Consider the following 26,425-nt stretch of genomic DNA (forward strand, 5'->3'; position numbering starts at 1 on the left):
TGTAAGCCCGCCGCAATCGCCCATCGGCAGAGTCGAGTTCATGAACGAGACATTCGATGTGGTTGTCGCCGGTGCCGGACCGGTCGGACTGATGCTGGCCTGCGAACTTCGCCTCGGCGGCGCCGAGGTACTGGTGGTCGAGCGGCTGACCGAACCCGATATGACCATCAAGGCCGGTGGGATCAATGTGCCGACCGCACAGGCCTTCTACCGTCGCGGCATGCTGCCCGACCTGGTCGAACAGCAGAATGCGACGGTGCAGCGCATCCGGGCGGCGGGTATGCTCCCGACTGACTCGGGTCAGCGCCTGCCGATCGCCGGTCATTTCGCGGGCATCATGCTCCGCACCGACGAAATCGATTTCGACGACCCGGTTTTCGCCGAACTCGGCCCCGGGGCCGAGGCCGTGCTGGTGGCCCAGCAGGCCATCGAGGCGATATTGGCGCGGCGCGCCGCCGAACTCGGCATCGAGCTCCGACGCGGTATGGAATTGACCGAATTCGATGATGACGGAACCGGAGTCACCGTCCATCTCGGCGACAGCACCGTCCGCGCGGACTGGCTGGTCGGCTGCGACGGCGGCCGCAGCACCGTCCGTAAGCTGGCCGGATTCGACTTCCCCGGTCTGGACCCCGAGATCACCGGCCATCAGGCAGTGGTCGAAATGACCGGCGCGGAAGGCTTGCGGCGGGGCTGGAACACCACCGAGACCGGGATCTACACCAACGGTCCGACACCGGGTCGGATACTCACCGTGGAACTCGACGGTCCGCCCGCCGACCGGACAACGCCGGTCACCGCGGCCGAATTGCAGGCCAGCCTCCGCGCGGTGTCGGGTGTGCCGGTCGAGGTCACCGCCGTGCATACGGCAACGCGGTTCACCGATAACACCCGCCAGGTCACCGACTATCGCAAGGGCCGTGTGCTGCTCGCTGGCGATGCGGCCCATGTGCATTCACCCTTCGGTGGGCAGGGACTCAATCTCGGCATCGGCGATGCGGTCAACCTCGGCTGGAAATTGGCCGCGGTGGTGCGCGGCGATGCTAGTGAAACCCTGCTCGACACCTACACCGCCGAACGTCATCCGGTCGGCGCATGGGTGCTGGAGTGGACCCGCGCACAGGTTGCGCTGATGCGACTCGACCAGCGCAGCAAGGCATTACGCGAGGTGATGACCGAACTGCTCGCCACCCGCGACGGCAGCACCGCGATCTTCAAGAAGATCTCCGGTGTGCTGCACCGCTACGATCTCGGCGGTGGCCATGAGCTGATCGGCGCGGTCACCCCGGATATCGAACTGTCCGACGGCACTCGGGTCGGTGCGCACTTCGCCGACGGCCGGGCAATCGTGTTGGATCTGGCCGATTCCGCGGAGCTGCGAACGATCGTCACACCGTGGTCGGATCAGGTGCGCGTGGTCACCGCGAAACCAGTTGCACCACGCGAGCTTTCCACGATGCTGATCCGACCGGACGGTTATGTGGCCTGGGCCGCGGATTCCGGTGATCGCGATGGACTTGCCGAAGCGCTGCGCCGCTGGTTCGGCGATAAATCCTGATCGGCTGATGCCAGCCCGGACAGCACAGACCGGGCTGGCAAGCATCAGGCTTGTCGGCGATACACCGCTACGACCGGAATCACCCGAGACGTATTCGCTTGATACTCACCGAAACCCGGCATGATCTCGACCATCCGCGCATACAGTTCGTCGCGTTCGGTGCCCGTCACCACCTCGGCCTTCGCCGGATAGCTCTCGGCACCGATCTCCACGGTGAAGTCCGGATTCGCGCGCAGGTTGTGGTACCAGGCCGGATGCTTATCGGCGCCGCCGTTCGATGCGATGAGCACGATACGTTCGCCGTCTGGGAGGTAAACCAGCGGGCTGGTGACCTGGCGGCCGGATTTGGCGCCCGTCGTCGTGATCAGCACCATCGGCGCACCCTCGAACATGCCGCCGACCTTGCCCGCATTGGCGCGGAACTCATTGATCACCTGCGCATTGAAATCGTTCACTGCACTCCCATCGATTGTTTTCCGCACCAACCCACAGATCGCGCCGGAAATTCCGGCCCGCACCTTGCCGAACCGGACGACCCGGAATACAGTACGTACGTACGGTTTGGTTGAATCGACTTGGAGACGCCGATGTGGGATCCCAAGAAGTACCTGGCCTTCGATGACCACCGCTCGCGCCCATTCTTCGAACTGCTGGGCCGAATCGAGGCCGAGAACCCGCGCCGCGTCATCGATCTCGGCTGCGGCCCAGGACATCTCACCGCCTCGCTGACCGAGCGCTGGCCGGGCGCGACCATCGAGGCCTCGGATTCCTCACCCGAAATGGTTGCCGCGGCCAGGAATCTCGGCATCGATGCGCGACTCGGCACGGTGCAGGACTGGCGACCGGCACCGGATACCGACGTCGTGATCAGCAATGCCGTACTGCACTGGGTGCCCACGCACACCACCCTGCTGCCTCAATGGGCGCACGCGCTGCCTGCGGGCGCCTGGCTTGCCCTGCAGGTGCCGGGTAACTTCGACGCGCCGTCACACCGTGCGATTCGCGAGCTCGCGGACCGCGACGAGTGGCGCGACCGGCTCGCGCCCGCGGGTATCCTGCGGCCGCGCGATGTCCTCGACCCCAGCGGATATGCTCAGGTGCTCACGCTCGCGGGCTGCCAGGTCGACGCATGGGAAACGACTTACCTGCAACGACTCTCGGGGGAGGATCCGGTACTCGAGTGGGTAACCGGAACGGCCCTGCGTCCGGTGCGCAACGCACTCGACGACACCGGATGGCAGGAGTTCACTGCACAATTGGCGCCCCTTTTGCGCGCTGCCTACCCTCGCCAACTCGACGGCACCACCTGGCTGCCGTTCCGACGGGTCTTCGCCGTGGCACACAAGCCCGGCTGAGCGCGCGGTTATACTTTCCGGCTATAGCTCAGGCGGCAATACCTACTTCGGAAAGGTTTGCGATGGCTCCCAACATTCTTCCCTGCGTTTGCGGTCCGGACTGTCGGTGTGGTTGCCAGGATGGCGGCACATGCTCATGCGGAGACGAATGCCAACACGAATGATTCGTATTCAGGCCGTACCCGGCGCGACGAACATGAAGCTCTTCTCCTCGACGCGCCGCTTGATCCGCCACCGGCCGTCGACCCGGACAAAGGTATCCAGATACCAGAGCCCGCACAGCATCAGACTCTGCTGACCTTCGCCGGTCGAAACGAGCATCGGGTTGTGGCACATGGTGCGCCCGGTGGCGCTGTCGCCGTCGACGGTGATGGACGAATTGCTGATCAGATGTTGGAACGCAAGGAAGTTCGGCATGACGGTGGCGAGGAACTTCTTGGTGGATTCGAGATCACCGACCGCGCCGCCCATGGCCGAATAGTCGATATGCGCATCCGCGGTGAAGATCTCGTCGAGCAGATCCCACAGTTGGGTGTCGACCGCATGTGAGTACCGGACCATGAGGTCCTCGATCTCCAGGCGGTCGGAAATCTCCTGCAGGGACAGCATGGTGCCTCCGAATTGCCGACACATTGTTCCGGCTGGGTCGCGGAACTGTGGGTCAGGGTAGCGGTTGGTCGCGTGCGGGTTCGGCGAACGGAATATCAGTGTTGGACGGCATCACGCACCCGTCCGTCCGCGTCGTGCAGCAGTGCGCGGGCGGCCGGTGCGTCGACTCCGGCCAGGCGCATGACGATCGCGGTTTTCACGTGACCGTCCGCCGCGTCCAGCAGTGCCGCGGCGGCGGTGGGGTCGGCTCCGGTCGCCTCGGCGATGATGCGGCGGGCGCGGTCGACGAGCTTGGCATTGGTGGGCTTCACATCAACCATCAGGTTGCCGTAGACCTTGCCTGCCCGCACCATCGCGGCGGTGGTGAGCATATTGCACACCATCTTTTGTGCGGTGCCCGCCTTCAACCGGGTGGATCCGGTCAAAACCTCAGGGCCCGTGTCGATTTCGATGCCTACCTCGGCGTATGCGCTGGCTTCCGCATTGCGGTTGCAGGAAATCGCGACCGTCGCGGCACCGATCGAACGGCCGTATCGCAGCGCACCGACGACGTAGGGGGTTCGGCCGCTGGCAGCCAACGCGACAAGCACATCGTCGACGCCGAGTGTGATGGCGGACAGGTCGGCGGCGGCCAGCGCGGGATCGTCCTCGGCACCTTCGACGGCCCGCAGAAAGGCGTCGGGTCCGCCCGCGATCAGGCCGAGGACCTCGCCAGGATCGGTGCCGAAGGTCGGTGGGCATTCGACCGCGTCGAGTACGCCGAGGCGGCCGCTGGTGCCCGCGCCCAGGTAGATCAGTCGACCGCCGCGTCGCCGTGCGGCGACGATCAGCTCGACCGCCCGCGCGATCTGCGGAATCGCCTGCGCCACGGCCGAAGCCACACCGGCATCCTCGGCGTTCATGGTGCGCAGCAGCTGGTCGATCGGCATCGAATCCAATGTGCTGGTGCGCGGATTCGACGCTTCGGTTGTCAGCGAACCGATCTCGGTCACCGCGACACCGGGTAATTCATTCGGCCTCCTTGGTTCGACGATCGGCTACCGCCTCGTAGGTGCGCCGCAGCGCCCTGGCCGCCGACGGCGTGCGTTGCAGGACGCCGACATACAGTGCGTCGACGATGAGGAGCTGACTCATGCGACTCGCCATCGCCGCGGAACGGAATCCGTCTTCGCGTCCGGCCACGAGCACCGTGTGCGCGGCGGCATTCGCGAGTCCGGATCCTGCTCCCGCGGTGACGGCGACCGTGGTCACGCCCGCCTTGACCGCGCGGCGGACGGCTTCGACGATCGCGGCGGTTTCGCCCGAATGCGAGAACGCGACGGTCACATCGCCGGCCTGGAGCAGGCTGGCCTGCACCAGGGCGTCATCCTCGGATGTGCATGCGCCGCACCACATTCCGATGCGGGTCAGCTTCTGCGCCATATCCATCGCGACGAGTCCGGACGCGCCGATGCCGACCAGGTGCACCCGTCGCGCGCCGACCAGTGCGTCGACGACGGCCTCCATGGTCGCCGGATCGGCGAGTTCGGCGGTCGCCATCATGCCCTCGGTTTCGAAGGCGGTCAGTTTGTGCAGCACCTTCGACAAGGCATCGTCGGCATCGATGTCGGTGGCGAATACCGGTGCGCCGTCATCGCCGCCGACCGCGGCCATTGCGAGTCGAAGCTGCGGATAGCCTTCGTAGCCGAGGGTTTTCGCCAGCCGGACCACCGCCGAGGTGCTGGTCGCCGACCGCTCGGCGAGTTGGCTCACCGTGAGCTGGGCGGCCGCGGCCGGGTCGTGCCGGATCACCTGTGCGACGCGCAGTGCGGTCGGGGTGAGTCGTGGCAGTGCCGCAAGCAGCCGAGTGCGTACGTCGTCGGAATCGGGCATCGTTCACCCTGCCAGCGTGAGTCGTCGGGGCACGGTGGTCGGTGAACTGGGCAGCGTGAATCCGGCCGCGCCCGGGGTGATGGAACCGAGCACCGCCGCGCGACTCGCTCCGGTACAGGCGGGATCGCTGCCCGCCAGACCGTGTGCGGTGAGGAAGCCGAGCACGGCGAATGCGGTGGCCTCCTTCGCCGACGACGGCAGGCCGAGTTCGTCGGAGGTGCGCAATTTCGTGGGGCCCAGACATGCGCCGAGCATTGCCATCAGAGTGGGATTGCGTGTGCCGCCGCCCGACGCGATGGCCTCGGTCGGGCGCAGCGGTGCGAGGGCGTCGGCGATGGTGCGGGCGGTCAGCGCGGTCACAGTGGCGACAATATCGTCGGGGGAGGGCGCACGGCGGTCCAACACGCGCTCCAGGTAGCCGCGGTTGAACAGTTCCTTCCCGGTGGTCTTCGGGGCCGGTGCACGGTAATAGGGTTCCGCGAGAAGGGTTTCCAGTAGATCGGTGTCGATGTGACCGCGGGCGGCGCGTACCCCGGCGCGGTCGATATGTTCGGCGTCGCCGGTGCACAGCTCGACGGCCGCATCGATGAGGGCGTTGCCCGGTCCGGTGTCGAACGCGACCGGCTCGTCGCCGGTGACCGTGACATTCGCGATCCCGCCGATATTCAGCGCGGCCGCGCGCTCGGAACGGCCCGCCAGCCACAGCAGGTCGAACAGTCCCACGAGCGGTGCGCCTTGTCCGCCCGCGGCGATATCGCGCGAACGAAAGTCGCTGACGACCGGCAATCCGGTGCGTTCGGCGATCCATGCGGGCTGACCCAGCTGCAGCGTGCCTCGCACCGCACCGTCGCTCACCCAGTGATAGACGGTCTGCCCATGTGAGGCGACGAGATCGGCTGTGCCGCTGAAGAACTCGTGCTGTGCTGCGGCCGCCACATCGGCGAAGGCTTGGCCGATCGCGGTGTCCAGACGGCACACGGCAGCCATATCAATGGTACCGGGCGGCAAGGCGGCGACGAGTTCCGAACGCAGTTCATCCGAATATGAGCGGCTGAGCTGTCCGAGGAGTCGCACCTGAATCGTCGTGTCGTGCAATACGATATCCGCGCCGACAGCATCGATCGCATCGTGCGAGGTGCCCGACATCAACCCGATGACACGCACTACGCCACCACCGCAACAGGTTCGGGCTCATCCGGTGCGGGCGCCGAGTGGAACAGACTCGCGATACCACCGACGATCAAGGTCACGAGCACGCCGATCGGCACCAACCACTGTGCCGCGATACCTTTTTCGACCACCTTCCCGGCGACGGTCACATCGATCTTGACCACCCGCACCACGAACGTCATCACGATCACCGTGGCAATGAAGGCGACGATCGCATCGAACTGGTTGGCGCGCGCGACCAGTCGCCCGAGCAGGAACGCGCCGAGCAGCGCACCGTAGGTGTAGCCCGCGATGGTGAGCGCCGTCAGGTACACATTGCCTGTCGTCGCGCTGAAACCCATGGCGAACAGCGCCATCAGCGCCGCCCACACCAGTGTCATCACGCGTGCGAGACGTAGCAGCGTGTCATCGGCGAGTGTGCGTCGGGAGAAGCTGCGAATGATATCGGCGACCGTCGAATTGGCCATGGAATTCAATGCCGAGGACAGCGAACCCATTGCCGCGCCGAGGATTCCGGCGACCAGCAGCCCGGATACCACCACCGGCAACCCGTGCAGAACGAAGTTGGGATAGAGGCTGTCCGCGCTGGCCAATCCGAGTTCCTTGGCCGTCTTGCCGCCGTTATAGGACCACAGCAGGACACCGACCAGGGAGAAGGCGGCGAACTGGATGGCAACGAAGATGCCCGAACCGATCATCGCCTTCTGACTGTCGCGCAGCGACCGCGTCGCCAGAATGCGCTGCACGATGAGCTGATCCGAACCGTGCGAGGCCATCGCGAAGATCGCGCCACCGATGATCGCGGTCGGCAGCGCGAAGGTGCTGGTGAGAATGTGCGCGAGACCGAAATCGGTATCGAAGACGCGGAACTTGCCCGCATGCAGCGCATCCGACCAGCCGGAGGCGCCGACGTGGCCGGTGAGCACGCAGATCGCGATGAGCGCACCGGTGAGGTAGAGGCCCATCTGCAGCGCGTCGGTCCAGATCACCGCCTTGATGCCGCCGAGGTAGGTATACACGACAGTGAGCAGCGTCAGCGCCACGATGATCACGTCGTAGCCGAAGTCGAGTCCGAATTCACTGAGCAGCAACTTGATCGGGATGGCGGAGGCGAACAGTCGCACACCCTCGGCGAGTAGCCGGGTGAACACGAAGGTCACCGAGGCCACGCCCTGTAGGTAGCGACCGAAACGCAGCTCGAGGTACTGGTACGCGCTGACGAACCCGCCGCGCTTGTAGAGCGGGATCAGCACGATCGCCACGGCCGTGCGTCCAATGATGTATCCGATGGCCAATTCGACATTTCCGAAGGCCTGATCGGTGTACGCGCCACCCGGAATCGAGATGACGGTGAGCACACTGGTTTCGGTGGCCACCACCGAGAAACACACCGTCCACCACGGCATTCGTCCCTCGCCGACGAAATAGTCGCTGCTGGACTTCTGTTTTCCGGACAGCCGCAGGCCGATCCACGCGACAGCGATGAGATAGACGACGATGACGGCGAGATTGAGTGCGTTCAACGCAGCTCCCCGGTGACGCGGCGGACTGAGTGCAACTAAGTGTCAGATGTTCACACCACTCTGTCAATAAGTGTCACAGATTCGGGTGACCAGCGCTTCGAGCGCGGTAGTCGGATCGAGGGCGAGCAACGCCGCTCCGTCGATCGGATCGCCGAGCGAATCGCGGCGATCGATCGCGTGCGCGATCTGGCAGTCGAGGGGCTCGAGTAGTGGCGCACCGAGGTTGGTGAGGCCGCCGGTGACCGCATAGGGGACCGGAGGCCGGATTCCGGATCGTTCGATCGCGGCGAGAACGGTGCGCGCGAGTGCACGTGCGGCGGCAGCCACGATCGCGGCCGCGGTATCGTCGACCGCTGCGGCTACGACGGGCGCGAACCCGGCGGCGACCAGGGCCGGATTATCTTGTTCCCCAAGATATTTCGGCAGTGCCTCCAATTCGATGCCATAGTGTTCGCGGACTTTCCCGGTCAGGATGGTGCGTGGCCCGCGGCCGTCATGGGCCCGGAGCGCGGCGCGTAGGCCTTCGAGACCGATCCAGCCGCCACTGCCCTCATCGCCGAGTTGTGGTCCCCATCCGTCGACGCGCGTGAACCGGCCCGCCGCGTCGACGGCGGTCGCGACGGCTCCGGTTCCGATGGCGAGCACGATACCGGGGGATCCTCCCAGCGCCCCGGCGTGTGCGGTGACGGCGTCGGAAGTCACTGCGACCGCGGTCGCGCCGGGAACCGCGACCAGTCGCCGGGCAAGTGTCGCGGCCGCATCCGGTGCCGAAGCGGCACCGGCCGCGCCGACGGACAGCGTGAATGTTGTTGGCCGCGAGCCGATCTGATCGACTACCGCGCGGATCGCACGCTCCGCCGCGGTGACACCCGTAGCATGTGCCAGCCCAGGCGCACCCGGCGCTTCCGCGTAGCCCACCTGACGTCCGTCGACGCGCAATGAACCGCGACAGCCGGTCTTGCCGAGATCGATCGCGAGGACATGGCTGGTCATGGGAACATCTTTAGTCCGCGCGGCCACCGAACGCGGCGAATTCGATAACCTCTTTGGCGCGGGCAACGATCCCGAACTCCGTCTACGACGAGAACTCGTGGTTGATGCCACCGGATCGGGCGCTGAATCCACCTGCAGTACAGAGCGTTTCGCTGTCAGACCAGAAATCGTAATGTCGAGGGTTCGCCTCGGTCCATGGCTGCGGTGTGCTCGGCGAGATTGAGGCCATCGCTGAGCGTCGATCCGGTGTCGAGCAGCGCGACGAGCCTGCTCTCCGCGTCCTTGACCGCTGCCGCCGCATCGAGAAGCGCATCGATGCGGTCCGGATCGACGACGATGACGCCTTCCTCGTCGGCGAGGATCAGGTCACCGGGCGATACCTCGACGCCACCGCAGCTCACCGGTATCTGCAGCGCACCGAGTTGCATGGTGCTGCCCGCCATAGGCGTGACGAAGCGGCTGTACACCGGTAGCGCACAGCCTCGGACATAGGCGATATCGCGATACCCGCCGTCGACGATAATCCCGCCGAGACCGCGCACCAGCGCGCCCCGCGCGAATAGTTCTCCGGCGAAGGCGATTTCGGCACCGCCACCATCGACGACAATGACATCGCCGGGCGCGGCGGTCTCGACCGCGCGCAGGACAGCGAGGAAGTCGCCGCGACAGCGCACAGTGAAGGCGGGCCCGAGTATCCGCGGCTCGGCCGAGCGCAGGCGAATCGCGCTGTCCAGCACGCGAATCGACTTATCGGCATCGCAGATCGCCGTCGTATCGACGGCCCGGAATTTCTGGACGAGCTGGTCGGTCGGCATCGATGACCCCCTTCGTAACTCGAATAGCCGGTTCGGTTTCGCATCGTACGGGTGTGCGGACCTCTCGCGACCATGCGATCACCAGCGCGGCCGAGTTGATCTCTGCGGATTTCCAGCAAATCATCGGCACACCGCCGTATGATGCGTCAAGAATTCGGTTTGCCCTGCTGCGATGACGTCCAGGAGGTCATGCGCGTGGAAGACAGCCGATACCTGGCCGAGGCCGACGACGACGCAGTACGCGAAATGCGCCGCAGAATCGCGCTGGCGCTGCCCGCGCTCGGGCTGATGCTGCCCGTGGTCCGGAAGGGCTCGAACGGTACTGCCGCCGAACCGTCGACCGTCGAATTCCCGACCCTGCAAGACCGGTCCCCGGGTCCGGGCAGCACGATTCACGGCTTGGCCGACCTGAACTGGCAGCCCGCGCCGGGCGCACCACCGCAGAGCTTCGAAACCGCCGACGTGCTCGGCTCGTATCGCAGCCCCGGCTTCTATGCGAGCTATGCCCGCTGGCACCCCGGTTGGATGAGCGCCCCGCACGCCTATACCTTCGACCGCCACGCCGTAATGCTCTCGGGCGTCTGGACCGTCGGCGCGGGCCCCACCATCGACCTCAGCACCACCCTGCCCATGTATCCCGGCGAATTCACCACGCGCACAGCGGGTACGGCACACTACGACGGCACTTTGGGCGACAGCCCGGAGCCCGCGATCTTCGTCCTGTTCGGAATCGGCCCTGCCATACCGATTCCCGTGGATCCGGCGCGGCCACTGTTCGTCCGCATCTAGTCGTCGAACAGGTGAGAATGGGGCTGTTGCCGATCGCAATGTGGAGGTGCGGTGCGACTGGATGCGAATGTGGCGCGGGAACGGTTCATGGCAGAACCGGTAGCCCGGCTCGCCACCGTATCCACCGACCTGCGGCCACACATCGTGCCGATCGTATTCGCGGTCGCCGAGGACACCATCTACAGCGCCGTCGACGCGAAGCCGAAGACGACAACAGCCTTGCGCCGCTTGGCGAATATCGCCGCGAACCCCACGGTAGCCGTGCTCGCCGACCACTACAGCGACGACTGGACGCACCTGTGGTGGACCAGAGCCGACGGCACCGCACGAATCACCGACGTCCCCGAAGCCGAGCATGCCCTCGACCTTCTGACCGCGCGCTATCCCGTCTACCGGACCCAGCCGCCACCCGGACCGGTGCTCGCCATCGATGTCACCCACTGGTCGGGCTGGTCCGCCAGCTGACCCGTGCGGTGTCGACCTCGCCGATGCCGCTGCAATTTCGACTGCGCGGGTGCTATCGAGCGTGACAGCATGGGATCACCGGTCGAAAGGGGATGCGCATGGGACAGCTGGAGGGCAGGGTAGCGGTGATCACCGGGGGCGCTCGCGGTCAAGGGCGTTCGCATGCGGTGACTTTGGCGGCCGAAGGCGCCGACATCGTGCTCTGCGATATCGCCGAGCCGATCGACAGCGTGCCATATCCGCTGAGCTCCGAAGATGATCTGGCCCAGACCGTCAAGCTCGTCGAGGAGACCGGGCGGCGTTGCGTCGCGGTGCAGGCCGATGTACGTAGCCGCGCGGCCATGGACGGACTAGCCGAACGGGCCATCACCGAGTTCGGTCGGATCGACATTCTGCTCGCCAACGCCGGTATCGCCTCCGGTGCGCCGATCGCCGAGATGGACGAGCAGATGTGGCAGGACATGATCGATGTCAACCTCACCGGCGTCTTCCACAGTTTCCGCGCCGTGGTGCCGCATATGATCGAACGCCGGTGGGGCAGAATCGTTGCCACCTCGTCCATCGTCGGCCGCATGGGTGCGACGAACTCCGGCCACTACGCGGCAGCGAAATGGGGCGTCATCGGTTTGGTCAAATCGCTTGCACAGGAAGCCATTCCGCATGGCATCACAGTCAATGCGGTGCTACCGGCCGGTGTGCGCACCGATATGATCATGAATCCGGCGATGTATTCGGCCATGGTGCCCGATATCGATAATCCCACCCTCGAGGATGTGGAGGCGATGTTCGCCGCCGGGCCGCCGAATGGTGATCTCATTGTGCCGCAAGAGGTTTCCCAAGCCATCCTGCTCCTCGTCGGCGAATCCGGGCGCCATTTCAACGGCGAGGCCATCACCATCTCCGGCGGCATGAGCGCGGGCACCACCTGACGCCGGAACAACGCTGAGAATCGCCAGGACGACCGACGCGGCGACGATGAGCACGCCGATAACCGCCAGCGCCGCAATCTCATTCGCGATTTGTCAACCACGCGAGGCGCAGTAGCGGCGTGTCGGCCTATGCGCGTCCGCTGTGGACCGGCCGTCGAGCCACGAGCGGTAACGGCGGGTGCACCCAGTGCGACCTGCACGAACATCCGATGAACAGGCACCCGCACTGCGTAGGATCACCCACATGCGACTATCCACACGTAACCAACTCGATGGAACAGTCGTCTCGGTCACCCGCGGCGAAGCGATGGCGGTCGTCCGCGTCCGGCTGTCCGGCGGCGACGAAATCACTTCCTCCATCACCCGCGACGCCGCCGACGACCTCGAACTCAGCGACGGCTCCCGAGTCACCGTCCTCATCAAATCGACCGAAGTCGCCCTCGGCGTCGACTGAACACTCGCGCTGGTACCAGCCGTAGCCGAGCCTGCGCGACTGGCCGCAATTGGTGACACAGCGCGGTCCGACGCCGTAGTCTCTGAGTACGGAAGGCGTTGATCAGCGAACATCCGGACATCATGTCCGCGAGGACCGTGACCACCACACGTCGAATCGAATATCCGGACCCGTCTCCGCAGTAACACCGGAGCTGGGCGTGCCTATCCCGACACCACCGCCGCACCGGTCGGCGTTCGCGTGTGTACCCGCATGAAGTCTCGACCCCGGGCAAAAGGATCGATGGCAAACGAACAGCTCTCGTTACCGGAGGTAGATGATGGCAAGGAAGTTCGAGGGAAAAATCGCGCTCGATATACGTGATTCGGAGCCCGACTGGGGGCCGTTCCGGGAACCGTCGGCGCCGCAGGACGCGCCGAATGTGCTGTATCTGGTCTGGGACGACATAGGGATCGGTACCTGGGATTGCTACGGCGGTCTGGTCGAGATGCCGAATATGCGGCGCATCGCCGATCGTGGTGTGCAGTTCACGCAATTCCACACCACCGCCCTGTGTTCACCCACTCGTGCCTCCTTGCTGACCGGCCGGAACGCGACCTCGGTCGGTATGGCGACCATCGAGGAGTTCACCGACGGCTTCCCGAGTATGTGTGGTCGCATACCGGACGAAACCGCGCTGTGCTCTGAAGTCCTCGCCGAACGCGGGTGGAACACGTACGCGGTCGGTAAATGGCATATGACACCACTGGAAGAGGAGAATCTCGCGGCGTCCAAGCGGCATTGGCCGTTGGGGCGCGGGTTCGAGCGCTTCTACGGCTTCCTGGGCGGAGAGGCCGACCAGTGGTATCCGAACCTGGTCTACGACAATCACGTGATCTCGCCGCCGTATGCACCGGAAGACGGCTATCACCTGTCGAAGGATCTGGCCGACCGGGCAATCGAGTTCATCCGCGACTCCAAAGTGATCGCCCCCGACAAGCCGTGGTTCACCTACTTGTGTCCGGGGGCCGGACATGCGCCGCACCACGTGCCACGGGAATGGGCCGACAAATACCGCGGCCGGTTCGACATGGGCTATGAGAAGTACCGCGAGGTCGTGCTGGACAACCAGAAGCGCATGGGTTTACTGCCCGAGAACACCGAGCTGTCGCCGATGAACCCGTATGCGAATGCCACCAGTGCCGACGGCAAGCCGTGGCCGATGCTGGACACGGTGCGAGCGTGGGATTCGTTGTCGGAGGACGAGAAGCGGCTGTTCCGACGGCAGGCGGAGGTGTTCGCTGGATTCCTGTCCTACACCGACGCGCAGATCGGCCGACTGCTGGACTATCTCGAAGAAAGCGGCCAACTGGACAACACCATCATCGTCGCCTTCTCCGACAACGGCGCCAGCGGCGAGGGCGGTCCGAATGGCACCGCCAACGAGATGAAGTTCTTCAACGGCTACCTCGACACGGTCGAGGACAGTCTGGCCAAGCTGGACGAGCTGGGTTCACCAACCACCTACAGCCACTACAGCATCGGGTGGGCGATGGCGTTCAACACTCCGTACAAGCTGTACAAGCGATATGCCTCGCACGAAGGCGGCATCGCCGACCCATGCCTCATGTCGTGGCCAGCCGGGCTTGCGGCCCGCGGGGAGGTGCGCCACCAGTACGTCAACGTCTGCGATATCACCCCGACCGTTTACGATCTGCTCGGCATCACGCCTCCGGACACGGTGAAGCACGTGCGACAGCGTCCGTTGGAAGGCGTCAGTTTCCGGGCCCTGTTCGATGACGCGAACGCGGACGTCGGCAAGCACACGCAGTTCTATTCGATGCTCGGCACGCGCGGGATCTGGCATCGCGGGTGGTTCGCCGACACCGTTCATGCGGCGTGCCCGTCCGGCTGGGGACATTTCGACCAGGACCGCTGGGAACTGTTCCATATCGAGCAGGACCGCAGCCAGATGCACGACCTGGCCGAGGTTCATCCCGAGAAGCTGGAAGAGCTGAAGGCACTGTGGTTTTCGGAGGCGGAGAAATACAACGGCTTGCCGCTCAACGATCTCGACGTCGTCTCCATGATGACCCGCTACCGTCCGACCTACGGTGCGAAGCGCGACAGTGCTGTCTACTATCCGGGCGTCGCCGAGGTGGGACCCGGTGCGGCGCTGGAGATTCAGGGACGATCGTTCGCGCTGCTCGCGGAGACGACGATCGACAGTGCCGATGCCGAGGGTGTGCTGTTCGCGCACGGCGGCCGACTCGGTGGACACACCCTGTACGTCAAGGACGGCCACCTTTGTTACACCTACAACTTCCTCGGCGAGGAAGAGCAGACCATCGTCTCCGATCGAACGGTACCGCTGGGCGACCACATCCTCGGGATCCGCTACGAACGCCGCGGCACCCGCCCCGATAACTTCACGCCCACCGGTGAAGCCGTCCTGTACATCGACGAGAACCCGGTCGGCGCTCTGGAGGACATGCGGACCCAGCCCGTCGTGTTCTCCGGTGTCGGGGAAGGAATCCGTGTCGGCCGCGACAACGGTCAGTCCGTTTCCGCGCGCTACCGCGCACCGTTCCCGTTCACCGGCGGAACGATGCACCAGGTCATCGAGGACGTGAGCGGTAAACCGTACCAGGACCTGGAAATGGCGGCGGCTGCGGCGTTTTCGCGCGATTGAGGCGTGATCCGTGGCTACCGCGACCCGTGACGACGTCCGGCGAGGCATGGTACGGATATCCGGCGGCAGCTTCGCGATGGGATCGGAGGACTTCTTCCCCGAGGAACGCCCGGTGCACCGGGTGCGGGTCGATTCGTTCTGGATCGACCCGCACCCGGTGACCAACGCCGCGTTCCGACGCTTCGTGAAGCAGACCGGATATGTCACGGTCGCCGAACGTACTCCGGCGGTCGAGGATTATCCGGACGCGGAACCGGCGAACCTGATTCCGGGCGCACTGGTATTCCAGTCGACCAGGGGGCCGGTGCCATTGGACAATTGGCGCCGCTGGTGGCGGTATGTCCCCGGCGCGTGCTGGCGCCACCCGCGCGGTCCCGGCAGCACACTCGACGGGCTCGACCGCCACCCCGTCACCCAGGTCGCCTACGAAGACGCTGCGGCATACGCGGCCTGGGTCGGCAAACAGCTGCCGACCGAAGCCGAATGGGAGTATGCCGCCCGCGGCGGACTGGACGGGGCCACCTACGCGTGGGGCGAGCAGTCCGAACCCACCGGCCGACGGATGGCCAACATCTGGGTCGGCGCATTTCCGTGGCGATTCCACCCCGGCCGAGGGCAGGCGGAGACACCCGGCACCACGACGGTGGGCACCTATTCACCGAACGGTTACGGTCTGCACGATATGACCGGCAACGTGTGGGAGTGGACCGTGGACTACTTCCGCCCGCAGCACCCGACGCCGACCTGCTGTGCCCCACTTAACCCGCACGTCGACACCCCCGAACCAACAGCGCCGCAACGCTTTCCACGCCGCATCATCAAGGGCGGATCGTATCTGTGCGCGGCCGATTACTGCCTTCGGTACCGGCCCGCCGCCCGACAGGGCCAGACCGAGGACACCGCTACCTGCCATCTCGGCTTCCGGTGCGTCGCGCACGACGCACCGGAAGCGTGAAATCGCGTCCTCGCCCGCTCAGCCCCGGTGAGCCGAGAAGCTCAGATGCACCAGATGACACTGCCGAGATTGATACACCACACGGCCGATCCGAATACGGCCGTTCCGGCCGGAGCGGTGGGGGATGGGGTCTGGTCGGCAGAAGCCGCGGGAGCTGCGAGGACGAGCACGGGCAAGGCCATTACAGTGGCGGCAAAAGTTTTGACTGTCTTGCTGGACATTTTTCATCCTTCGGCTGAATGATTGAAATCAAGAATTGTTCTCGACATCTCCGTGGCGGCCCTGCTGGGGCCATGCGCCGCTTTTGTCTGGTTCGACGCGGGGCACTGAATTCGGCGATGTAGACCCCGACGAGCTTTACGACGTCCGCGTACTCGGCCACGCTGCAGAGTTGCCGGACTCCGGATATGAATGCGTCACGTGCCGAATCGACTGCTGACACGCGATTCGCTGCTTGGTGAAGTGCACACGATTTGCCCCGGCTGGAGCACATCTTCCGGCGAGGCCGACAGCTGCTGCATCGGCCGGACCGAACAGGACACCTTCTGGTACCACGGAGAGGCGTCGACGACAGCTTACCGCTGGCTACCGGACGAATCGGCCGGAACGGAGAACATTTCGAAGATAGCTTTCCTTTTTAACGCGGCCTATTCCTCGTTGCGTTCGACGAATTGACCGGTTCCGGACAGTACGGCAGTCAGCACCCGGACCAGTTCGGCCTGTCGATGCGTACCGGTCTTTTCGAAGACGTGTTGCAGGTGCGTGCGCACGGTGTTGGCCGAGACCGCCAGTTCCTCCGCGATCGACCGCAGGCCCTCGCCACGTAACGCCGCCGCAGCGACGCGTGTCTCAGCTCCGGTCAACCCGTACAGCTGCCGCAGCGCCTTCGGTCCGCCCGGAATTTCATGATCCGGGTCGACGATGACGACGAGCGCCGCCGACGGGCATTCTTCCGGGCAACCGACCTCGGGATCCAGCGGTAGCACCAGCAGGGCGTACGAGCTGCGACCGCTGCGCCGGGGAACGAGGGCGCGGCCTCCGACGTACGGCCCGAACTCGCGCACCGCCGAATCGATCATGGCGCGCATCCCGACCGCCGTTCGGGCGTCCGATGATTCGAGGTGGCCGCGGCGTCCGATGCCGAGACCGTCTCGCGATTCCAGGATCGTCAATGCCGCCGGGTTGGCATAGCTGATCTCGCCGCAACTCGACACGATCACCAGCCCGTGCCGATGCGCGTCGAGCACGGCGATCGCCATGGCATGCTCGTTGCGGGCTTCGGTCAAACAGGACTGCACGTTCAGCGCGTGCCGCAGATGCGGAAGTAGCAGGCGCATAGTCGATGTCGCCGCTGAGCGGTCGAGATCGCGGCCGAGATCTGGATACACCCCGATCCATGATGTGCTGGTGCCGCTGGTCAGCAGCGCGAGCATCCCGTTGCCCAGCCGGTGCGGCACCATCCAGTCGCAGAAGAACGGATGCCGGTGCAGGTATTGCGGCCCGAGCAACTCTTCGCACGTCGTAACGACTCCGGCGGGTTCATGTTCGAGGGCACTCGCGATCGGATCGATACGCCAGAATCGGGTGTTGTAGCTGTCGCGCAGATCGTCCACGCCGAGTGAACACGCGGTCATCCGTCGGCTACTCGATGCCGAGACCACCAACCCGCCGCAGTACGCGTCCAGTGCCGTGACGATATCGTGCACCGCCTGCGACCAGTCAGCGGGATGCAGCGCCGCGCGATTGATTCGCGCGACGATCGCGGAGAACCTCTCGACTGTCATCGGCATATGAAATGACCTGCGACACAAGAGAAACGGTTATCGTCCTGGGGCGGATCATAGGTGTTCGGGAGGCGCTGCACACGAGTAGTCCGACACTCGATTCCATTCTCCCGAATGTCGTCGACGGAGACCGCCTTTTCATCGGTTTGGATGACGAACCGTGTCACCAGCGCTGCTCTACTCGGTTGGGCAACTGCTTCGCTATAACGCGGTGACTTCCCGGAGGGGGCCGACATGACGAGATACTGGCCCTTGGCGCGTGGCCGCATCATCACATCCCGATTCGGTCCCCGCGACGACGGTTTCCATTGGGGTGTCGATCTCGGCTGGCCGGGTGGCAGCGGCGGGTTGCCCGTCTACGCAGTCCAAGGCGGCACGGTGGTATTCGCGGGTCCGGCCTCCGGATTCGGCGGACCCGACCCGGCGGGCTGGGTCGTCGTGGACCATCCCGCCGCAGACGGCGGCGGCACGACCGTGTACGGACACGTGATTCGCGAAGTCGCGGTCGGCGACCGAGTCGAAGCCGGGCAGCGGATCGCCCGGATCAACCCCGATTCCGGATCCAACGGCGGCGTCGCCCCGCATCTGCACCTCGAGTGGCATCGGCATGTCTGGGTGCCACCCGGACCCGACCGACTCGACCCGCTACCGCTGCTGGCCGAAGCCGAAGACCCGCCCCCCTCGACCAATGGAGGTCCCCGCATGTCGACCGCAGTTGATTTCGCCGCGCGTTTCATCGATCCCGAGGCCATCAAGGCAGCCGGACACAGCGCTGTCCTGGTCTACGTGTCACCGAGCCGACCCGGATCCAGTTTCGGCGCCAAGCCGGTGACCAGGGAGTACGCCGATAGTGTGCGGGCTGCCGGGCTCGAGATCGTTTCGGTATGGGAGTACGGCAAGCCCGGCAATGCGCAGGCGCCTTCGGACTGGACCACCGGCTACGACGGCGGGCATCGGATGGGCCTGCAGGCCAGGGAAATCCATGCCGCCGCAGGAGGACACGACCGGTGCCCGATCTTCTTCGCGGTGGACGAGGACATTTCGCTGAATCAGTGGAACGACGAAGCGGTCGAGTTCTTCCGGGGAATCAACGACGCGATCGGGCGGGAGTGGACCGGAGTCTACGGCTCGTCGAAGGTATGCGCCTGGGCCATCCAGGACGGTGTGATCGGCCGGACCTCCGAGGACCGGTATTGGGCCTGGCAGACGCGCGCCTGGTCCGGCAATCGGCTCGACACCCCCGAGGCCGTCCTGTACCAGCGCGTCATCGATACCCCATCCAACCCTGGCCCCGACATCGACGGTAGTTCCGTCGACGTCAACGACATCTTGGCTACCGACTTCGGGCAGTGGTCCATGCAACGCACTCAGGCACAAGGAGAACACGCCGTGAACGCCCCTGTATTCACCGAATTGGACAGAATCGGAAACTCCCGATCGGAGCGCTGGGGAGCTCGCATCACGAACTTTCTGCTGCACACCCAGGAAGGCAACGGCACGGCCGAATCGCTGGCGGCGTACCTCAATAACACGGCCAATGGTGCCTCGTATCACTACACGCTCAGGAACGGGATCGTCTGCGATGTCGTCGATACGGATTACGCGTCGTGGTCGGTCCTGGACGCCAACCCGAACACGATCAATCTCTGCTTCGCGGGCAGCCGGGCGTCATGGTCGAGAAACGAGTGGATGGCAATTGACGACGACCTGCGGATAGCCGCGTGGCTGGCTGTTAAGGACGCGAAGAAGTACGGCTTCGCCACCGACGTCATCGCCCCGCCGTATACGCGGCGCGACGGCATCTCCGACCATAAATATGTGACGGAGTGCCTGGGTATAGGCACCCACACCGACGTCGGCTGGAACTTCCCGTGGGACGTCTTCGAAGGCCACGTCCGAGAGTTCTCCGGTGCCGCGCCGGCCGGAGAAATCGATGCGAAGGCGGCGGAATCGCCCTGGCTGGGCCCGCGACTGGGCACCGACGGCGAAACGCGGACCGCCGACGGTGTGGGCCGATTCGCTCAGTTCAAGAATGGATACATCTACTGGCATCCCTCCACCGGAGCGCACCCGATCCCGTCGTCGTTATTCGACAAATACGCGGAAACCGGTTGGGAAGCAGGACCTTTGGGTTATCCGATCACCGATAACACGGTACTGCGCGACGCCAAGGATGTGGAATGGGGCGAAGTGGAGGGCTTCCAGAACGGGGCGCTCTACCACCGCAACGGCCAACCGGTTTTCTGGGTACACGGCGAAATCCGCGACCGATGGAATCGGAGCGGATTCGAGAACGGGCCGCTCGGCTGGCCGACATCCGATGAACTCCCCTTCGACACGGGCAGTTACCAGGAGTTCGAAAACGGTCGGATCTATTGGACACCGAAACAGACCCTCGCGCTGCGGTCGGTCAACGGACATGACGAGCCGTTGCCCGATTCACCCTGATAGGTATCGACGGGCGGGCTCAACTAGCCGTGAACGTGCCGAACCCCGAAGATATGGTGACGGCGAGGCCGCCCGCGGTCGCGAGTGCGGTGATTCGGCCCGCCCCGGTGAACACCGGCACCGGCGCGGGGGCGCAATCGCAGGGCTGCTGCGCGGTTTCCCGATCCGCCACGTCGACCACGCCGGACGCCCCGGTCGTCACGTTCAACCACTGGATCCGGGCGTGCGAGTCGAGCATGGTGCTGCCACCGAAGGGGCCGGGGTTGGCCACACCGAAGGTGGTGACTCCGGGCTGGTCGCCGACGGTCGCCGTCAAGTAGAAACTGAATTGCGTTGGAACACCCCATGTTTGGGATATTTTCACCAGGGGGAGCTGGAAGGTGATCACCTCCCCCGCGCGGGCGATGGTGTGCTGTCCAAGCACCAACGCACTCACCATCGCACCGATGAAACCCAGCTTGGCACTCACTCCGACAGCCCGGCGAACCACGTTGTTCATCATCAGCCCTCCTCAAAGTCGATTCCGGCCTGCATAGATGCCGACGACACGAGCACCCCTGCCCAGTAAACAACCCGCGGCGCGATACTCAGGGCATCGACCCGCGCAGAGTCTGAACTCGGCACGCGACGTCCGGATCACCGCGAGTGGCGCCCGAAGCGGATGACCACATCGAGCAGCAAGACTGCCGCGGCGACCGCGAGCACCACCGCCACGCCCGAATGGTCGTCGGCGCGGCCGTACTCGACTGCCAGCCCGACGATCAGCATTGCGGCGGTGAATGTCAGGCTCCGCTTCACACCTGCCAGTGTGACGGAGTTTCCGGTGTCGCACCGACGTTTGCGTAGTGTTTGCGGCAATATCGAGTAGGCCATACTCGCGTGCGTCGAATTTTTCGAGCGCAGGATTTTCGTATGACCCTTGCGATATTCGATGCGGGCTTCCATCGGGGTCTATGCACGGTGGTGTAAGGCGATGTCCAGAGTCTTCTTGAGTCACTCCAGCCGGGACGATCGCGAAGCGATCGCGCTGAAGGCGTGGTTGACCGAGGCCGATCCGGGCCTGACCGGCGAGATCTTCCTCGACCTCGACCGGCAGACCGGAATTCCGGTCGGTACGCGGTGGAAAGAAGCGCTGCGCCGCGCCAGCGATCGGTGCGAAGCGGTTATCTGCCTGGTCTCCGATAATTGGGACGCATCGCGCGAATGCAAGGTCGAATACCGCCATGCCGAGGACCTCGGCAAGCCGATCTTTGCGGCTCGGTTGCAGCCTTTGACCGGTCGCGATATCACAAGTGAGTGGCAGCGCTGCGACCTGTTCGGCGACGGTCCGAAAACGGCGATAGCCGTGGATGAGTCGCCGCCGGTGCAATTCCTCACCGATGGCCTGTTGCGACTCCGGGACGGCTTGCGCGCGGCCGGGATCGGAGCGGATACCTTTGCCTGGCCGCCGCCCGACGAACCGGATCGCGCGCCGTATCGCGGCTGGCAGCCACTGGAACAGGTGGACGCCGCGGTGTATTTCGGGCGCGACACCCAGATCGGCCGCGCGCTGAATTCGATACGGGGAATGCGCAATTCCGGCGACGGTCGAATTTTCGTCATTCTCGGGCCGTCGGGCGTCGGTAAATCGTCGTTCCTGCGCGCGGGCTTGCTGCCCCGTCTGCACCGCGATGACCGCCATTTCCGGCCGATGAGCATCGTCCGACCGCAACGTAACGCGCTCACCGGCGGCAGCGGATTCGCGCACTCGATTCACGACCTACGCGACAGCGTCGGTCTGCACACACCTAGCCTCGGTGCGATCAAGGAGCGAATTCGCGATGTCACACAGGTGCGCGCGTGGCTGGCCGAAGCGCAGCAGGCCGCGAAGGATCGCATTATCGATCCGACCGATGATGCGCCACTCACGCTCGTACTGCCGATCGACCAGGCCGAAGAACTATTCGGCGTCGACGCGGGTGAGCAGGCGGACGCTTTCCTCGGTGTGCTTGCCGGCCTGCTCGGCGCGGACGACGCGCTGCCGATGATCGCGATCGCGACAATTCGCTCGGACCGGTACGAGCCACTGCAGACCGCGCCGCAATTGGCCACCCTGGAGGTCCGCCCATTCGACGATCTGAAACCCATGCCGCAGGCCCAATTCAAAGAGGTGATCTGCGGGCCCGTTCGACGCGCGCGAGCAGCCGGGAGCCGAATCTCGTTCGCGCCCGACCTGGTCGATCGGCTGCTCGACGACTGGTCGCGCGGCGCGGATACGCTGCCGCTGCTCTCCCTCACCCTGGCCCGGCTCTACCAGGATTACGGCGACGGCGAGATCACGCTCGCCGAGTACAACGCGATGGGCGGACTGCGCCGCGTCGTACAGTGCGAGATCGACGAGCTCCTCGCTGTGGATTCCCAAGTCAGGCAACGGGAATTGGCCGTGCTGCGAACCGCGTTCGTGCCGTGGCTGGCGACGGTCAACCCGGACAATGACCAGCCGATGCGACGCGCAGCGCGCTGGTTCGACCTGCCATCGGAGAGCCACTCGCTACTCGAGGCGTTCATTGCCAGACGCCTGCTGGTCCGTGACGAGCGCGACGGCGAGGTTGTCGTCGAAGTCGCATTGGAAAGCTTACTGCGCCAATGGGATACGCTAGCGGGGTGGCTGCGCGAACAGGCCACCGACTTGAAGAGCGCCGACGAGTTGGAGCGTGCGGCGCACGCCTGGAAAGCCAACGCCCGCAGCGACGAATGGCTGCTCACCGGCAGCAGACTCGATGACGCCGAATCCCTCGCCGCCGAACCGGGTTTCCGGGAACGGCTCAACCCGACGCGGGAATTCCTGCTCGCCTCCCGGCGGCGTGCGGACGAGCGCGTCGAGGCGGACCTGCGGGCGGCGCGCGAGCGTCAGGAATCCGCGGAAGCGTTGGCGGCGGCGGAAACTCAGGCCAAGGAGAAGGCTCAGGAGTACACCAGGGTGCTGCGGCGACGGTCGCAAATCCTGCGGGTGGCGTTGGCGATAGCGGTTGTCGCGGCATTGGCCGCCGGTTTCTTGTTCCTGAAAGCATCGAGAGCGGAGAAGGATGCGACCGCGCGCAGCAGGGATGCGACCGCGTTGTTGTTGATCGCGAATTCGCAACTGATGCTGTCCGGTTCGTTTCCGGGCGTCAACGACGATGTGCTCGCCATGCAGAGTGTGCTGGCCGCGCGCAGGTTTACGAACCGCTACGACGGCGATTTCTCGTTGCTCAGTGCCGTGAATCAGCTACGCAACCTGCGTAAGATCATCCCCACCGCCGGTGGCTACCCCCGGAGTATCGCGTTCAGTCCCGACGGTACGCGCATCGTGTCCAGCCATGGTTCGCGCATCCAACTCTGGGACGCCGAGACCTGGAAGCCCATCGGCGAGGCCATGTCTGAGCACAAACTCGAGGTGTCGCAGGTCGCGTTCAGTCCCGACGGAAAACGCATCGTGACCGCCAGCTTCGACAGAACATTGCGATTGTGGGATGCCGAGTCGCGCCAACCGATCGGCGAGCCGATGCGAGGACACGAAGCACAGGTCACCAGTGTCGCGTTCAGCCGGGATGGCCGCCGAATCGTATCGGGCGGTTCGGACAAGACGCTGCGAGTTTGGGATATCGAGTCCCGCCAGCAGGTCGGTGAGCCCATGCGCGGACACGAGGCAGAGGTGATGAGCGTCGCGGTCGGCGTCGACAACACGGTCGCTTCAGCAAGCGCCGACGGCACGGTTCGGCTGTGGGATACCGAATCCCGCCAGCAAATTATGGAATTGTCGCGCGTACCCGGAGAACCGGTCATGAGTGTCGCGTTCAGCGCGGACGGCACCCGGATCGCAGCGGGCGGCAGCGAGACCACAATCCGGTTGTGGGATACCCATACCGGCCAGCAGATCGGCGAGCCGCTACGGCGTCACACCGCCGCTATCGAGCGAGTGGTGTTCAGTCGCGACGGCACCCGGCTCGCCTCGGCAAGCGACGACAAGACCGTGCAGGTGTGGGATGCCGCGACCGGACAGCCGATCGGGGAATCGTTGGTGGGACACGAATTCGCGGTCAGCTCGGTCGCCTTCTACCCTGACGGGCAGCGTCTCGTTTCCGGCGGCTTCGACGAAACACTGCGCGAATGGGACGTCGGTGGCGGACAGATTCTTCGCGGGCACGAGGGAGCTGTTTACACCGCAGCGTTCACCCCGGACGGGACTCGGATCGTATCCAGTGGTGTCGATGCAACGATGCGGCGGTGGAATGCCGGCACCGGTGAAAGTTTGGCTCCGATGATTCCGATCGAGAGTGCGGCCTCATGGGACTTCAGCGTCGACGGCACGCAGATCGTCACGGCTACCTTGACTACGCTGCGGCACTGGGACCTGGCCAGCGGTGCTCCGGTCGGGAACTCGATCGCCATACCGCCGGACACCAAGAACCTAGTACTCGACGTCGCCGACCGAAAGCTCGCGACGGACAACGGTGCAGATATCCAGATACGCGATATCGACACGATGCAGCCGATCGGGAATCCGATTCGACACCCGGGGGTGAAGGACTTCAATTTCAGCCCCGACGGTCGACAACTCGTCACCGGCGGCACGGACTGGAATGTCCGCCTGTGGGATACGAACTCGGGACAGCAGATCGGTAAAGTTCTGACAGGTCACGGCTGGGTCAACAACATCGAATTCAGCCCCGACGGCCGCACCCTCGCTGTCGCATACCAGGACAAAACGGTACAGCTGTGGAACACGCAGACCGGAGATCCGATCGGAAAGCCCATGCGGACCGACGGTTGGGTAATCGACCTCGCGTTCAGCCCTGACGGCCGCACCCTCGTCACCGGAGGTGGAGACAGCACCGTGCGCTTGTGGGATGTAAAGGAGCGCCGCCAGATCGGTTCCGCTCTCATGGGACATACCCAACCGGTAACGCGTGTGGAGTTCAGCCCCGATGGCAAGCGCGTCGTGTCGACCAGCGCCGATGGAACGATCCGCGTCTGGCCCATCCCGATCGCGTCAACAGAAATCTTGTGCGACAAGATGACCTACAACATGAGCCGGGAAACCTGGAAGTCATGGGTTTCGCCGAAGATCGACTACGTCGAGTTGTGCCCGAATCTGCCGATCGCCGGTGAGGACGGCAAATGACAGTGGCTTCCGATGACGAGCTGGTGAATGCCCTGTGGGAGAAGCGGATTCGCTGGTCTCATGCGGCCACCCGGATGAAGCTGCGGATCGACCGGCTCCGGCTGACGGTGCTGTGGCTGAGCAGTTGGGGAGCGATCGCGGCCGCATTGACGGCTACGGTGCTGCGGCAGTCCGGGCCGCCCTCGCGTATCGTCGCGGCCACCGGAGCGGCGGCACTCGCAGGTGCCACCTACATCGGCGCTCAGTTTCTGACCTCGGAAGCGGTCCGGCGGTGGACTCGTGCCCGGGCGGTGTCGGAGGGAATGCGGCAGCAGATCTTCAGGTTTCGCGCGATTCCGGGAACAGCCGCGCAGCTTCGGACCGAAGTCGAGGAGCTCGAACAGGCGGCCGAGGACCTCCTGTGCTTCCTGGACGAGACGGTGCCCGTGGGACCGGCACCCGGTGCGCTGACCCCCGAGCAGTATGTGAGCAAACGCGTGGACGGCCAGATCACCAACTACTATCGGCCGTCCGCTCTGCGTTATTCCGCGCGAGCACAACTCCTGCGTCGGGTCGCTATCGCGCTGGGCCTGACAGCCACGATCACGGCTTCGGTCAGCACCGCGGTCAGCGCCGACGCCGCCACCCGAATCGCACCGTGGATCGCCGTCCTGACCACGCTCAGCGGTTCGCTCGTCGCCTATCTCGCGAGCAAGCGATACGACTTCCTGGTCGTCATCTATCTCGCGACCGCCAACCGGTTACAGCGACTGCTCGACCACTGGCGGACAGCGGGATCTCCGACCGATCCGCCGCGATGGTCGAAATTCGTCGACGACTGCGAGAACGCCATCGCCGCCGAAAACGATAGCTGGCTGGCGAAATGGGCCGACGCCCGCTGAATGAAGTCCGT

22 protein-coding genes are annotated in these 26,425 nt (G+C 64.8%); 11 read left to right on the forward strand and 11 right to left on the reverse strand.

Translation table 11 applies throughout. The features are described 5' to 3' along the window. Positions 1–40: 40 nt before the first annotated feature. The gene (locus ACQP1T_RS18930; RefSeq protein WP_433761920.1) at positions 41–1,558 is read left to right on the forward strand and encodes an FAD-dependent monooxygenase; all 1,518 of its coding nucleotides are present in this window, start codon (positions 41–43) and stop codon (positions 1,556–1,558) included. A gap of 44 nt (positions 1,559–1,602) precedes the next feature. Here ACQP1T_RS18930 and ACQP1T_RS18935 read toward each other — a convergent pair whose 3' ends face one another. After that, positions 1,603–2,013, reverse strand: a complete 411-nt coding sequence (locus tag ACQP1T_RS18935; RefSeq protein WP_433761921.1) for a nitroreductase family deazaflavin-dependent oxidoreductase — start codon at positions 2,011–2,013, stop codon at positions 1,603–1,605. A gap of 132 nt (positions 2,014–2,145) precedes the next feature. Here ACQP1T_RS18935 and ACQP1T_RS18940 point away from each other — a divergent pair, with 132 nt between their 5' ends. Further along, positions 2,146–2,913: a trans-aconitate 2-methyltransferase gene (locus ACQP1T_RS18940; RefSeq protein WP_433761923.1), complete on the forward strand. Its 768-nt coding sequence runs from the start codon at positions 2,146–2,148 to the stop codon at positions 2,911–2,913. Positions 2,914–3,084: 171 nt separating this feature from the next. Here the strand turns inward: ACQP1T_RS18940 and ACQP1T_RS18945 are convergent, their stop codons facing one another. The 7 genes from ACQP1T_RS18945 to ACQP1T_RS18975 all read right to left on the reverse strand — a co-directional run bounded on the left by ACQP1T_RS18945 (position 3,085) and on the right by ACQP1T_RS18975 (position 9,895). Beyond that, a complete protein-coding gene (locus ACQP1T_RS18945) occupies positions 3,085–3,522 on the reverse strand; it encodes a nuclear transport factor 2 family protein (protein ID WP_433761924.1) in 438 nt (145 codons plus the stop codon). A 95-nt stretch (positions 3,523–3,617) separates the two neighbouring features. Beyond that, positions 3,618–4,514 carry an N-acetylmuramic acid 6-phosphate etherase gene (gene murQ / locus ACQP1T_RS18950; protein ID WP_433761925.1) on the reverse strand — a complete coding sequence of 299 codons (897 nt, stop codon included), beginning with the start codon at positions 4,512–4,514 and terminating at the stop codon, positions 3,618–3,620. A gap of 16 nt (positions 4,515–4,530) precedes the next feature. Then, positions 4,531–5,394, reverse strand: a complete 864-nt coding sequence (locus ACQP1T_RS18955; RefSeq protein WP_433761926.1) for a MurR/RpiR family transcriptional regulator — start codon at positions 5,392–5,394, stop codon at positions 4,531–4,533. A gap of 3 nt (positions 5,395–5,397) precedes the next feature. Next, positions 5,398–6,558, reverse strand: coding sequence for an anhydro-N-acetylmuramic acid kinase (locus ACQP1T_RS18960; protein WP_433754383.1), 1,161 nt, complete (start codon positions 6,556–6,558; stop codon positions 5,398–5,400). Further along, positions 6,558–8,087, reverse strand: a complete 1,530-nt coding sequence (locus ACQP1T_RS18965; protein WP_433754384.1) for a sodium:solute symporter — start codon at positions 8,085–8,087, stop codon at positions 6,558–6,560. The genes ACQP1T_RS18960 and ACQP1T_RS18965 overlap by 1 nt, the downstream gene beginning before the upstream one ends. 63 nt (positions 8,088–8,150) lie before the next feature. After that, on the reverse strand, positions 8,151–9,080 hold the full coding sequence (locus ACQP1T_RS18970) for an N-acetylglucosamine kinase (RefSeq protein WP_433754385.1): 930 nt from the start codon (positions 9,078–9,080) through the stop codon (positions 8,151–8,153). A gap of 155 nt (positions 9,081–9,235) precedes the next feature. Continuing rightward, the gene (locus tag ACQP1T_RS18975; protein WP_433754386.1) at positions 9,236–9,895 is read right to left on the reverse strand and encodes an RraA family protein; all 660 of its coding nucleotides are present in this window, start codon (positions 9,893–9,895) and stop codon (positions 9,236–9,238) included. Between the two features lie 189 nt (positions 9,896–10,084). Here ACQP1T_RS18975 and ACQP1T_RS18980 point away from each other — a divergent pair, with 189 nt between their 5' ends. The 6 genes from ACQP1T_RS18980 (at position 10,085) to ACQP1T_RS19005 (ending at position 16,158) form a co-directional block, all read left to right on the forward strand. Further along, positions 10,085–10,684 carry a hypothetical protein gene (locus ACQP1T_RS18980; RefSeq protein ID WP_433754387.1) on the forward strand — a complete coding sequence of 200 codons (600 nt, stop codon included), beginning with the start codon at positions 10,085–10,087 and terminating at the stop codon, positions 10,682–10,684. A gap of 57 nt (positions 10,685–10,741) precedes the next feature. Beyond that, positions 10,742–11,149, forward strand: coding sequence for a TIGR03668 family PPOX class F420-dependent oxidoreductase (locus tag ACQP1T_RS18985; protein ID WP_433762251.1), 408 nt, complete (start codon positions 10,742–10,744; stop codon positions 11,147–11,149). 98 nt (positions 11,150–11,247) lie between these two features. Further along, positions 11,248–12,078, forward strand: a complete 831-nt coding sequence (locus tag ACQP1T_RS18990; RefSeq protein WP_433754388.1) for a mycofactocin-coupled SDR family oxidoreductase — start codon at positions 11,248–11,250, stop codon at positions 12,076–12,078. Positions 12,079–12,322: 244 nt separating this feature from the next. Then, positions 12,323–12,532 (forward strand): TOBE domain-containing protein, encoded by a 210-nt coding sequence (locus tag ACQP1T_RS18995; protein ID WP_433754389.1) that lies wholly within the window; start codon positions 12,323–12,325, stop codon positions 12,530–12,532. Positions 12,533–12,851: 319 nt separating this feature from the next. Then, positions 12,852–15,203, forward strand: a complete 2,352-nt coding sequence (locus ACQP1T_RS19000) for an arylsulfatase (protein ID WP_433762253.1) — start codon at positions 12,852–12,854, stop codon at positions 15,201–15,203. Positions 15,204–15,249: 46 nt separating this feature from the next. Next, positions 15,250–16,158: a formylglycine-generating enzyme family protein gene (locus tag ACQP1T_RS19005; protein ID WP_433762255.1), complete on the forward strand. Its 909-nt coding sequence runs from the start codon at positions 15,250–15,252 to the stop codon at positions 16,156–16,158. 647 nt (positions 16,159–16,805) lie between these two features. On the opposite strand, the gene ACQP1T_RS19010 is transcribed toward ACQP1T_RS19005, so the two are convergent. Next, entirely contained in the window at positions 16,806–17,942 is a 1,137-nt protein-coding gene (locus ACQP1T_RS19010; RefSeq protein WP_433754390.1) for a helix-turn-helix transcriptional regulator, read from the reverse strand. Positions 17,943–18,176: 234 nt separating this feature from the next. Here ACQP1T_RS19010 and ACQP1T_RS19015 point away from each other — a divergent pair, with 234 nt between their 5' ends. Further along, positions 18,177–20,390 (forward strand): glycoside hydrolase domain-containing protein, encoded by a 2,214-nt coding sequence (locus ACQP1T_RS19015; RefSeq protein WP_433754391.1) that lies wholly within the window; start codon positions 18,177–18,179, stop codon positions 20,388–20,390. A gap of 19 nt (positions 20,391–20,409) precedes the next feature. Here the strand turns inward: ACQP1T_RS19015 and ACQP1T_RS19020 are convergent, their stop codons facing one another. Both ACQP1T_RS19020 and ACQP1T_RS19025 read right to left on the reverse strand, forming a co-directional pair. Beyond that, complete coding sequence (locus ACQP1T_RS19020; protein WP_433754392.1) at positions 20,410–20,892, reverse strand: hypothetical protein; 483 nt, start codon at positions 20,890–20,892, stop codon at positions 20,410–20,412. Between the two features lie 134 nt (positions 20,893–21,026). Beyond that, a complete protein-coding gene (locus tag ACQP1T_RS19025; RefSeq protein ID WP_433754393.1) occupies positions 21,027–21,188 on the reverse strand; it encodes a hypothetical protein in 162 nt (53 codons plus the stop codon). A gap of 175 nt (positions 21,189–21,363) precedes the next feature. Between ACQP1T_RS19025 and ACQP1T_RS19030 the strand changes: the two genes are divergently transcribed. Both ACQP1T_RS19030 and ACQP1T_RS19035 read left to right on the forward strand, forming a co-directional pair. After that, positions 21,364–25,533: a TIR domain-containing protein gene (locus ACQP1T_RS19030; RefSeq protein ID WP_433754394.1), complete on the forward strand. Its 4,170-nt coding sequence runs from the start codon at positions 21,364–21,366 to the stop codon at positions 25,531–25,533. Continuing rightward, the gene (locus ACQP1T_RS19035) at positions 25,530–26,414 is read left to right on the forward strand and encodes a DUF4231 domain-containing protein (RefSeq protein ID WP_433754395.1); all 885 of its coding nucleotides are present in this window, start codon (positions 25,530–25,532) and stop codon (positions 26,412–26,414) included. Before ACQP1T_RS19030 ends, ACQP1T_RS19035 begins: the two co-directional genes overlap by 4 nt. The last annotated feature ends 11 nt before the right edge of the window (positions 26,415–26,425 follow it).

The sequence above is a fragment of the Nocardia sp. CA-135398 genome, assembly GCF_050955845.1.
Taxonomy (GTDB): domain Bacteria; phylum Actinomycetota; class Actinomycetes; order Mycobacteriales; family Mycobacteriaceae; genus Nocardia.

Excerpts from the sequence above, each read along its gene's own strand:
- ACQP1T_RS18930 (WP_433761920.1), top strand. The coding sequence starts at position 41 with ATGAACGAGACATTCGATGTGGTTGTCGCCGGTGCCGGACCGGTCGGA.
- ACQP1T_RS18940 (WP_433761923.1), top strand. The coding sequence starts at position 2,146 with ATGTGGGATCCCAAGAAGTACCTGGCCTTCGATGACCACCGCTCGCGC.
- ACQP1T_RS18945 (WP_433761924.1), bottom strand. The coding sequence starts at position 3,522 with ATGCTGTCCCTGCAGGAGATTTCCGACCGCCTGGAGATCGAGGACCTC.
- ACQP1T_RS18955 (WP_433761926.1), bottom strand. The coding sequence starts at position 5,394 with ATGCCCGATTCCGACGACGTACGCACTCGGCTGCTTGCGGCACTGCCA.
- ACQP1T_RS18970 (WP_433754385.1), bottom strand. The coding sequence starts at position 9,080 with ATGACCAGCCATGTCCTCGCGATCGATCTCGGCAAGACCGGCTGTCGC.
- ACQP1T_RS18975 (WP_433754386.1), bottom strand. The coding sequence starts at position 9,895 with ATGCCGACCGACCAGCTCGTCCAGAAATTCCGGGCCGTCGATACGACG.
- ACQP1T_RS18980 (WP_433754387.1), top strand. The coding sequence starts at position 10,085 with ATGCGCGTGGAAGACAGCCGATACCTGGCCGAGGCCGACGACGACGCA.
- ACQP1T_RS18990 (WP_433754388.1), top strand. The coding sequence starts at position 11,248 with ATGGGACAGCTGGAGGGCAGGGTAGCGGTGATCACCGGGGGCGCTCGC.
- ACQP1T_RS18995 (WP_433754389.1), top strand. The coding sequence starts at position 12,323 with ATGCGACTATCCACACGTAACCAACTCGATGGAACAGTCGTCTCGGTC.
- ACQP1T_RS19000 (WP_433762253.1), top strand. The coding sequence starts at position 12,852 with ATGGCAAGGAAGTTCGAGGGAAAAATCGCGCTCGATATACGTGATTCG.
- ACQP1T_RS19005 (WP_433762255.1), top strand. The coding sequence starts at position 15,250 with ATGGTACGGATATCCGGCGGCAGCTTCGCGATGGGATCGGAGGACTTC.
- ACQP1T_RS19010 (WP_433754390.1), bottom strand. The coding sequence starts at position 17,942 with ATGACAGTCGAGAGGTTCTCCGCGATCGTCGCGCGAATCAATCGCGCG.
- ACQP1T_RS19015 (WP_433754391.1), top strand. The coding sequence starts at position 18,177 with ATGACGAGATACTGGCCCTTGGCGCGTGGCCGCATCATCACATCCCGA.
- ACQP1T_RS19020 (WP_433754392.1), bottom strand. The coding sequence starts at position 20,892 with ATGATGAACAACGTGGTTCGCCGGGCTGTCGGAGTGAGTGCCAAGCTG.
- ACQP1T_RS19030 (WP_433754394.1), top strand. The coding sequence starts at position 21,364 with ATGTCCAGAGTCTTCTTGAGTCACTCCAGCCGGGACGATCGCGAAGCG.
- ACQP1T_RS19035 (WP_433754395.1), top strand. The coding sequence starts at position 25,530 with ATGACAGTGGCTTCCGATGACGAGCTGGTGAATGCCCTGTGGGAGAAG.